General features: G+C 50.4%; 4 protein-coding genes and 1 pseudogene. 1 reads left to right on the top strand and 4 read right to left on the bottom strand.

All coding sequences use genetic code 11. The features are described from left to right. The 4 genes and pseudogenes from gltB to R3177_RS10695 all read right to left on the bottom strand — a co-directional run. Positions 1–501 (bottom strand): annotated as a pseudogene (gene gltB, locus R3177_RS10680) (glutamate synthase large subunit); the annotation flags it as partial. Between the two features lie 401 nt (positions 502–902). Then, complete coding sequence (gene iadA, locus R3177_RS10685; RefSeq protein WP_318971019.1) at positions 903–2,084, bottom strand: beta-aspartyl-peptidase; 1,182 nt, start codon at positions 2,082–2,084, stop codon at positions 903–905. Positions 2,085–2,094: 10 nt separating this feature from the next. Then, the gene (yfcC, locus tag R3177_RS10690; RefSeq protein WP_318971020.1) at positions 2,095–3,579 is read right to left on the bottom strand and encodes a putative basic amino acid antiporter YfcC; all 1,485 of its coding nucleotides are present in this window, start codon (positions 3,577–3,579) and stop codon (positions 2,095–2,097) included. Between the two features lie 77 nt (positions 3,580–3,656). Continuing rightward, complete coding sequence (locus tag R3177_RS10695; RefSeq protein ID WP_318971021.1) at positions 3,657–6,584, bottom strand: TonB-dependent receptor domain-containing protein; 2,928 nt, start codon at positions 6,582–6,584, stop codon at positions 3,657–3,659. A 411-nt stretch (positions 6,585–6,995) separates the two neighbouring features. On the opposite strand from R3177_RS10695, the gene R3177_RS10700 reads away from it, so the two are divergent. Continuing rightward, a partial coding sequence (locus tag R3177_RS10700; protein WP_318971022.1) for a cyanophycinase occupies positions 6,996–8,650 on the top strand: 1,655 nt, incomplete at its 3' end.

An 8,650-nucleotide genomic window follows, 5' to 3' on the forward strand; every position in this document is an offset into this window, starting at 1 on the left:
CTGCTCTACCCGGCGGCGCACCATATAAAGCCGGCGTTCCAAATCGTGATCGCCCCAGCCATGCGGCGCATTAACAAACACTTGTTCAATTTGTGGCATGGAGTCCAGCGCCAGCGGCCCCAGGACACAGCTGTCGGTAGGCACGCTGCGCCACGCCACCAGCGTTAACGTTTCGCGGGCAATTTCTTTATTGATTATTGCCTTTGCTTCCGCCGCTTTAACCGGATCCTGGCTTAGGAAAATCATGCCGACGCCATACTTTTTTGCCAGATTCCAGCCATTTTCTTCGGCAATCGCCCTGAAAAAGCTGTCGGGCTTTTGCATTAATAAGCCGCAGCCATCGCCGGTTTTGCCATCGGCAGATATGCCACCACGGTGTTGCATCCGATCCAGGCCATTAATGGCGGTTCTGACAATCCGGTGGCTGGCCGCACCCTCAATGTGAGCTATCAGACCAAAGCCACAATTTTCCCGCGCCTGACTATGCTGATACAACGCCATGACTTACCTCCAAACTTGCCGTGCAAATATATAATTATTTAAAATATATGAATTATTATTCTTATAAAGTGGTTTTTTGCGACTGAAAGAAAATAACGTTTATACTTTCAGTGGTCAATGCGTTGTAGTGTATTTACTCTAACGTGTCTGGCCGTCTAAACTGACCGGGCTAAACAGGTATACTAAGAAAAAATTGAAAAAGCAAGTGAAGCTTATCCGTCTGGCCGTCTATTTGGAATTGAATGCAGCGGCGTTAAAATGAAAATAAATTACATGAATTGGCGCTATTTCCACCATCAATATCGGTTTGGCATAAAAAAAAGCTGCCGCAGCAGCTTTTTTTAAGTGGCATAGATATGGTTTTTACATATATTTATGCGAAATGTGAATAGCTGATTATGCTATTGCTCGAACATGCCTTTTACCGTGGCTTTACCGGCAACCACCAGCGGTTTACCCCTGGCAAAAACCCGATCAATAGCCAGATCGTCGCAATTTAGCATGATAAGGTCAGCATCCAGGCCACTGGCGAGTGTGCCCTTCTGTTTAAGGCCCAACACAGCAGCAGGCGCCTGACTTATCGCACAGATTGCATCACTGATACTGACTTTATGCTCTAAGATGGCGTCACGTGCTGCTTGATAAAGGGTACTGACCTGACCCACCTGCAGCCCCAGCAGCTCGCCACTGTTATTGTAGATAGGCAGGCTGGCGTTACCATCGGAGCTTAAGGTCAGTTGCATTGGCTTGATACCGGCCTGCAGTGCCTCAGCCAGCGCTTGCGCGGCTGCAACTTCGCCATGTTCCAGATCATATGCTGTGGTGCTGGTGGTAAAGTCAATCACGCCACCTTTAGTGGCGAATTCCAGGCCCGCCTGAAATACCGCGCGGTTGCGGTTCATATGGGTAGGGTAAAACTGCTTCAGGCTGAGCTCGGTACCGGCAACGGCATTGTAAATAGGCTCAAGGATACGCGGTCCGGCACCCATATGCACACTGACAATCCCGCCTTTGCCAGACAGAATGCCGCCCACTTTGGCTGCCGCTGCCACTTTTCTGATTTCATCAGTAGTCGGTTGCGATGAGCGGTGATCACTTATCGCAATTTCACCGACGCCGATAAATTTATCAATCAGGATAAGGTCGTCAGTAATGCTGCCAGTCAGAGTTCGACAAGGCACCTGATAGGAACCGGTATGACAATAGGTCGTAATGCCTTCGGTCTGCAGTGCATGGGCTTTTGCCAGCAAGTTGGTCAGGGTGCGGGTGGTCGCATCGGTGCCCAGCACGCCAATAGCGGTGGTAACACCGCCAAGCGTGGCATCAGTAAGCTGCATTTCCGGGGTGCGGCTGGCAAAACCGGCTTCTCCGCCGCCGCCGATAAAATGTACCAGCGAGTCAACAAAGCCGGGCACCGCAATACTGCCGGCACCGTCTATTACTGTCAGTGGCAGGTCACTGCCGCCAGTGCTGAATTGCTGACCGATGGCAATAATTTTACCGCCGGCCAGCACGATGTCTTGTTTGCCCAGATGCTGTGGCGCGTAAACCTCGACATTTTTAATCAGAAAAATTGTGTTCAAAATAACCTCGTTACTGATAGCCGATAGCAACTGCTACCAGCATAAAGATGCTGGCCAGGGCAAACAGCCAAAGTTGTAATTTCCAGACGAATTTTAGCCAGATAGTCCAGTCTACCCGAACGACGCCAAGGCAGCCGATAAGTGCGGCAGATGTCGGAATAATGCAGTTAGTCAGGCCATCACCCAGCTGAAAAGCCAGCACTGCAATTTGCCGGCTTAAACCGACCATATCTGCCAGTGGCGCGATTAGCGGCATAGTGAGTGCTGCCTGGCCGGAGCCGGAGGCAACAAAAAAATTAAATACCGACTGAATAACCAGCATTAACCAGGCAGACAGATAGGCAGGCAGATCGCCCAATGCCTGACCAGAATAGTACAGCAGCGTATTAAGGACAGAGGGCGTCTCTGGGTTATCCCCCCCCAGCAGCAGTACGATACCTTTAGCCATACCGACAATCAGCGCTGCCGGCAGCAGTTCACTGGCACCTTGTTTAAAACCCTCGGCAGCGTCGTTCACCCTGAGCCTTTTACCCACTACCGCAATGACAGCGACAACAATACCAATGGTAAAAAACTGGCTGGCAATTTCCGGAATATAGTATTGGCGGGTGGTAACGCCCCAGATTATCCAAATGAGGCCGGCGAAAAATGCCAGTAGAATGACACTGTCAATGGCGCTGTAGCTGTTTACCGCCTGCTGTTGCTGCTGACTGCGTAGCTGCTGATCGCTCTCGAAGCTAAGCGAACTTTCTGGGTCGCGCTTAATTCTGGCGGCGTAGTGCATGGTAAAAATAACGCCGAACAGGGTAAACACCAGCCACATCACTAAACGCAGATCCGCTCCGGATAACAACGGGATCTCAGCAATGCCCTGGGCAATGGCGACATTAAACGGGTTCATCCAGCTGGTGGCAAAGCCTATCTGAGTAGCAATGTAAGTGACCAGCACGGTGGTAATCGCATCGTAGCCCAGCGCCAGCATCAGCGGCAGCAGCACAATACAAAAGGCAATGGCTTCCTCGCCCATGCCAAAGATAGCGCCACCTAACGAGAACAACACAAATAGCAGCGGAATAAAGACAAATTCCAGCTGTTTGGTTTTTTCAATTAACGCCAGAATGCCGTTGTGAATAGCGCCGGTTTTCATAATGATGCCAAAAGCACCGCCGGTTAGCAGGATAAAGGCGATAACGCCTACTGCTGAGCCCCATTTATTGCCGGACACCATCCCCTCAAAGGCATAGTTTAAAAAGCCGACACCGCCGCCCTCAGCAAACAGCGGCACACCGGCACTGCTGTCGGTGGCCAGGGTAAAACTACCCGGATCAATCCGGCTTTTAGTTTTGACAGCACTGTCGGTTGGCGCTGCTACTTCAATAACATCGAATGAGCCTGCCGGAATAAGGTGCGATGCCAGCGCTGCCAGTACCATCACAAAAAACAGGATGACAAAGGCGTCCGGCATCGACACCGGTTGTTTTGCTTGATTAGCCATAGTGTAAGCCTTGTGGTCGCTATCGGTAATTTGCGGGCGGAAGAGAAAACATCCCCCCCCGCCCGCAGCTTTGCTAATTAAAAGAAATAGCTAAAGGATACACGATAGTTGCGGCCATAGGCGTTGTGGTTAATTGAATCAAAACCCCGGCTGCGGCCATACACGGCAGGAGGATCACGATCAAGCAAGTTGTCGACAGTAAAGTTAATCGCAGCATGCTCAAAATCATAACCAATATGCGCCCGCAAAATGGTCCATGACGAGACATCACGGTTACCCTCTGCATCAATCAGGCCTAGCTCATCCAGCTCGTCAAGGTTCCGGCTGCGCAGCCGGGCTGTATCATCCTGGTACGAAGAGGTATAAAGTGCTTTCAAGCCAAGATAAAGCGCCTCTCCACTCCACGAAATGCTGGCACTTCCGATATTTTCCGGGTAACGGAAAGTACCAATTAGCGCTTCGACTTCATCGGAGCCTGCTTTATTGCGCTCAAACTCAAGGTAATGGGTCCAGTCGAAATCCAGGCCGAAGCGACCACCGGCTAAATCAAAAGTATGGCTGAATCGGGCATCAATCCCGCTGACATCTTGCTTACCGACATTATCGAGCTGGATTACATGGTCGCGGAATAGCGGTAATTCGGCGAAGCGCGGGTTGTCGTATTCAACCCAGGCATCGAGAATTTCTGCCATATTGGCACCTTCATCTTCCACTGTGCGGCCCGCTGCGTCGGTAACATCACACAGGGCCGGATCGTAGGAGATCCCCAATTCACCGTCAGGCACCAGGCCACAGTGACGAACACTGGCGTCGGTTGCAGTGCGGGCCAGCATCGCTGTCATATCGGTATCGACCAGCTTTTTGTGTTCAAACTGCCAGTAATCAACGGTGAGTGTTGTGTCGCTGCCTGGACTCCAGCCAAAACCTAAACTTACCGACTCAGAGGTCTCTGCTTCCAAATCGGCGTTACCAAGCTCCAGCACGTTGGGACTGCTGGTAAAGCCAGCACCTTCACAATATAAATCTGATACTGTCTGATTGGCACTGCAGTCGAAGGTTGCAGTTGTCGTTCTGAGTTTTACACCGGCCTGAGTCAGTGATGGTGCCCGGAAGGATGTCGCCCAGGAGCCCCGCAGAATTAAACTGTCAACGGGGCGCCAGCTAATCCCGATTTTCGGATTAAAGGTGCTGCCAAAGTCGTCATAATGGTCATAACGACCAGCCAGCTGCAGTTCGATAGTGTCAGTTAGCGGCGCATAAATTTCGGCATAAGCAGCCATCTGAGTCCGCTCAGCCGCTGACAGGCTGGAACCAAAGCCAAACACATCAACCAGATAATCGTTAGCCGCACTGGCTTGGGCATTAGCAGAAGGCGTATCGGTGATTTCCTCTTTACGCAGCTCCAGGCCAAATGCAGAACGTACCAGCTGGCCATTAAACTCGAATAAATCTCCGCTTATCCGGGCATCCCAGCCATAAACCTGACTGACACCGTCCCGGGTTGGCACTTCCTGGGCCAGAGCTAATAATTGCTCGTTGGCGGCATCATTGGCTAAAAACGGGTTATATACACCAGCCAACGCAGCACCACTGGCGCAGCTTAAGGTGTCACTATCACTGTTATAGCTGGCGATACTGCCATCCTGACAAAGTTCACCGGCAATAGCTGCATGATACTTATAGCGATTGTAAATACCTGCTATGGCTTTCTGCTCTGACTCTGAACGGGACACAAGTATTGCAGTTTCCCAGTCCCAGTTCTCCGTGCTGCCAGCCAGACTACTGACCAGCCGGAAGGAATCGCTGGTGACTTCAACAGTTCTGGGGGTGTTAAAGCGCGCATCAAATCTGAACCCCCAGAGCCGCTGACCTGCCGGGCTGGTGAAAGGGTCGATATATATCTGATCAAGCAAGCTGTCACGCACTGCATCCGGGAACACAGCAAGCGCCGTTTCCTGCACCCATGGGCCCTCTTCATCACTTATCTGGTTTATTGGTGCCGGGCTTGATGATGAAACAGAAGAAGTATGGCTGTAAAAAAAGTCGGTATTCCAGAGCAAACCGTTACTGAATTCTTTGCGGAAATTAAAACCAGCCGAGGCACTTTCAAACGGGGTTTCCAGCACATCGTCCTCGTTTGCGTAATAGGCACAGATTTCCTCACCCAACTCGGTGGTAACCAGTGGGCTGGTGCAGCCCGGGCTGGCAATTTCATTACCATCGACGGCCGACCAGTAATAAATATTAGGTACGCCTTTGGGTAAATATGAATAATTACTTACCAGATTGGGCTGGCGGGTAAACTCCCGGTCCTGGGCTGTGTAACCTTTGCGATCATAGAGATCAGCAAACACAGTCAAATTACCACCAGCCAGTTCGGTGCCAAACACGATATTGGCATTTATCCGGCTATCATCGGAGGACGCTGTACTGTTTTCGTAGGATAAATTCAGTTCTGCACCCTGATAATCTTTCTTCAGGATATAGTTAATAACACCGGCAACCGCATCTGCACCATAGATAGCCGATGCGCCGGTTGCCAGCACTTCGATCCTTTCAATCGCCGAGAGTGGAATACTATTTACATCAACGAAGTTCTGCGTGCCTGCGGCAAAAGAAGACGCGGCAATCCGACGGCCATTAACCAGTGTCAGCGTTGAGGATGGTCCCAGACCGCGAAGTGACGCAGCTGCCTGACCTGCCGGAGTTGAGGTGGAAGTAGCGCCGCTTTCTGAAGTAGAAAAGGTACCGCTGCCGCCCCGTACCTGACCTAAATCTTGCAATAAGTCAAAGACAGAGCTTGCGCCGGAGTTTTTAATATCCTCGGCAGAAATCACGACTAAGGGTTGGGTGCCTTCCAGATCAACACCTTTAATTCGCGAACCAGTCACTTCAATTCGCTCAACTTTTTGTTCTTCTTTGGCCGTTTCCTGTTGGGCATAGCTAAGAGGAGACGTCAGTAAGCTGCCAGCAATAGCCAGCGCCAGCGGGTTTAATTTACGCATAATGATACCTGTGTTTTTCAGGCACGCGATCAGCTAGGGATCAGCCATACCTGTTATTTGCTTTATTTTTGCTTTAATGGGTTTGTTCAAACAGAGAACCTCAGGTCAACCGCAGTTGCCTGATAGGTGTCTATTCGTTAAACCACTCAGAAAGGTAGTAGGACGAATAGTGATATGAGCCGAGCATTAGTGCTTTCTTTAACATATCGCTACTTTGAAATATCAGTTATCAGAAAATTTCGTTGTTTACGGTGTTGGCTAAAACAACGCCAAAAACAATCTTATTTCTACTTCTAATTGGCAAAGATGTCAATACAGGATAATCTACAACCACAAAATATGGGGTTAGCGCCTGGCGCATTATCAGTAGTCCACGGGTAGTGATTACCTGAAAACAACAAGAAAGAGCCGATGAAAAAAATAACTGCTTGTTTATCAGCCATTTTAATAGCAATGCCGGTTTTTACTCTTAGTGCTAATGATGAAAATAAAACCATGCCTGAATACTCAATGTTGTTAATGGGCGGCGGGCTTGAGACCTGTAGTTCAGTGAGTACCCGGTATTGTCTGAGTGATGATGTGTTTTCTGCAGCAGCGAAAAAGCACAGTCTGTTTCAGTTAACAACCGAGCATCTGCAAGCCATAAACAGCACCGGTTTCTGGTCAGAAGACCGGATTATAGAACAGCAGCAAACCTTGGCCGTGCTGGAATTCTTGCGTGGCCAGCTGGGGAATGAACCGGTTTCTGAGCGCGAACTGCTCAGGTTATGGCGCGGTGCCGAGATAGAAGTAGATGGTATCTGGGTGTCAGGACGCACTGTCTACGCAGGCCTGAGCAGCCGCGAGCTTAATTTTGTGCTCGATCAGCTGGAAATCCCGGTTATGGTCAAAAACGACGCCAGCCGCAGCAACCAGCGCAGCAGGGAATATGCCGATTTAGCCAATACTAAGAACAATTTTACCGTTGAGCTTTACCAGAGGTTTGTGGCAATGGCACAGCAGGTGGCAGGTGATAAACGTAAACCAAGGATTCTGGTGGTAACGGCATCATCACGTGACCCTTTTGCTGCGGTAGACTTTTACACTAATTTGTTTGCTGAAGCCGGCGCTGATGTCAGTTGGCTGCCAATCAGCGCCGCTTATCAGGCGGCCTGGCAGAATGGCGATAAAAACAGCTGTGCTGACTTAGACAAACATCTTGCGGAGCAGCATGGCAGTTACCAGCGGCAGCGGGTTTACCCGGACTTAATGGCCCAGAAAACCGAGTTTTGTAAAGCTGGCAGCAAAGGTGCAGTGGCGCAGATCCGTCGCGCAGACGGCATCTTTTTCAATGGCGGCGACCAAAGTTTAGCCTTGCAGGCATTGCGGTTGGCTGATGGGTCAGCGTCAGCTGAATTACAGCAGATAGAACGAATGCTAGAAGCCGGACAGATAGTCGTTGCCGGTACCAGTGCCGGCACCGCCGTCATGTCGGGCGGCAGCTATAATGGCCAGCGAACGCCAATGATCACTAATGGTGACAGCTTCAATGCGATGCAATACGGTGCTTTCGAGCTGCCAGCGCCAGCTGTGGGTTGTGATAAAGATCAGAGTTGTAACAACGGCCTGGCTGAAAATCATCTGACCTACAGCGGTACCGGTGGCCTGGGGTTATTTCGCTGGGGTGTGCTTGATACTCATTTTTCAGAGCGCGGCCGCCAAGGCCGGTTAATCCGGTTGCTGCATGATACGCAGAGCCGTTTTGGCTTTGGGATTGATGAAAATACCGGTTTACTGGTTGGTTTTGGCGGCAGTGATGAGCAAGCCAGAGTCCGGATGGCTGTGCTGGGTGAGGCTGGTGTTTTCGTTGTGGATATGACCGACGCAAAAAGTAATGGTGAAGGTAGCGCGCTGACGATCCGAAATGTGATAACCCATTATCTGACCAGGGCTGATGAAATTGAGTTAAACGGCAATCAGCTGCGAAGCCGCTTTGCAGCCTGGAAGTTTGCGCCGAACAATTTGTCTCAGCCGCTGCTGACCTCCGGCGACATTTTTGAGCGTGATAATTACAAGCAACTAAGCCA

The organism is Arsukibacterium sp. (assembly GCF_033722355.1).
Taxonomy (GTDB): domain Bacteria; phylum Pseudomonadota; class Gammaproteobacteria; order Enterobacterales; family Alteromonadaceae; genus Alishewanella.